The sequence below is a fragment of the Pseudomonas sp. P5_B2 genome (genome assembly GCF_056400445.1).
The window spans coordinates 1-1,428 of record NZ_JBFULH010000874.1 but is presented as its reverse complement, the minus strand read 5'-3'; the positions used below and the strand labels follow the sequence as shown (position 1 = coordinate 1,428).

Genomic DNA, 1,428 nt, shown 5'->3' with positions numbered 1-1,428 from the left:
GTGTTGCGCTTGGTCATGGTCTGTTGGTTGGTGATCCAGAACGTCTTGTAACCCGCCTGTTTCATCATGCTGACCAGCGACGGCGTGGACAGGTAAAGGTCAGGGTGTTCTTCGTCAGCGAAGGTCAGCACCTGCTGCAACGCCTCGATGGTGTAAGGGCGCGGGGTGATGACGTTGTCGAAGACCGCCAGTTGATCCTTGAGCTTGTCCAGTTCCGGCGTGGTTTGACGCGGGTAACCGTAGAGACTCATGCGCTGACGGTTGGTGGACTCGCCGATCACCAGTACCAAAGTAGCGGGCTGGTTGGCCATCGTATCTGTCAGGTTTTTCAGCGGAGGAATCTTGCTCGCGCTGTGCAGCATGTCCTGCATGCCCGCCAGGGTCTGGAGATAACGGTGATAAGCCACGGCCATCTGCCAAGGCACGGCTGGCTCGATGCGGGTTTCGAACTTATCGAAGCCTTCAGCGAAGCTGCCGGTGCGCGCGGTCTGTTTGACCAGCGGGTAACCGACCACGGCAATCACAACGGCTGTCGCTGCTACCAGCGCTTTCCAGCGCGGCAGGTGAATCGGGCGCAAGCGAGTCCACAGGAAATAAGCGAACAGCGTGTGGGCGACGAACGCCGCGACCATCCACCAGGCGAAATACTGGGTCATGTATTCGCCAGCTTCAGAGATGTTCGACTCGAACATGATGAAGATGACGCTTTGGGAAAATTCCTGCTGATAAATAAAGAAGTAACCCAGGCTGGCCATCGAGCAGGCCCACAGCACGACGCCGATCACCGCCGCCATCACACGCGTCTGTTTAGGGAACAACAGCATTGGCGCGAGCCAGATGGCGCTCATGACAAAGGCCTGACGGAACCCGGTGAAGCCCGAGGTACCGGTCAGTTGGATAAGTAATTGAGTGATGCCGGAAAAATACCAGAAGAACAGAAATAACCAGAGAAATCCTGCCCAATCAAAACCTTTCGCAGACGTATTGCTGCGTTTAAACAAAGCCATGCAACGCTCCAGCCAGAAATCACTACGACGTCGAGCCATCCATTGCCGACGCACGAAAGCCGCACGAGAACCGAGCAGCCATAATGATTGGCAGTATCGACAGGCAAATGTGAAAAAATTGTGAAAGGCGGGTGTCGCAGGGATAAGGCGGGGGCGGAAACAGCGAAAGGCTGTCTCCGAACTACCTGAAAAAATCAGGCGTGGGGCGCGCGCTGTTTAACGGGCAAGGGTGTCGACTGAGTGCCTTGAGTCAGCTGGCGCAATTGCGCGAGTTCCTGTTTCAAAAGGTCGCGCTCTTCTTTCAATTGGCGCAATTCGTCTCGACGGATCGTGACGTAAAGGGTTTGTGGCCGTGCTGCGTGTACTGTGCCCATTGCTCACCTCGCAAATGGCTGACTCAACTGTAGACCTGCCCCTGTGA

General features: G+C 55.8%; 2 protein-coding genes. Both read right to left on the bottom strand.

Going from position 1 to position 1,428, the window contains the following annotated elements:
* The coding region (gene cptA, locus AC1DRJ_RS27620) for a phosphoethanolamine transferase CptA (protein ID WP_477804940.1) at nt 1-1,007 on the bottom strand (1,007 nt) is incomplete at its 3' end.
* Between the two features lie 194 nt (nt 1,008-1,201).
* Nucleotides 1,202-1,381 (bottom strand): DUF6026 family protein, encoded by a 180-nt coding sequence (locus tag AC1DRJ_RS27615; protein ID WP_477804939.1) that lies wholly within the window; start codon nt 1,379-1,381, stop codon nt 1,202-1,204.
* Between the last annotated feature and the right edge of the window lie 47 nt (nt 1,382-1,428).

Bases quoted from the DNA above. Each gene is read 5' to 3' on its own strand.
- AC1DRJ_RS27615 (WP_477804939.1), bottom strand. From the start codon at position 1,381: ATGGGCACAGTACACGCAGCACGGCCACAAACCCTTTACGTCACGATC.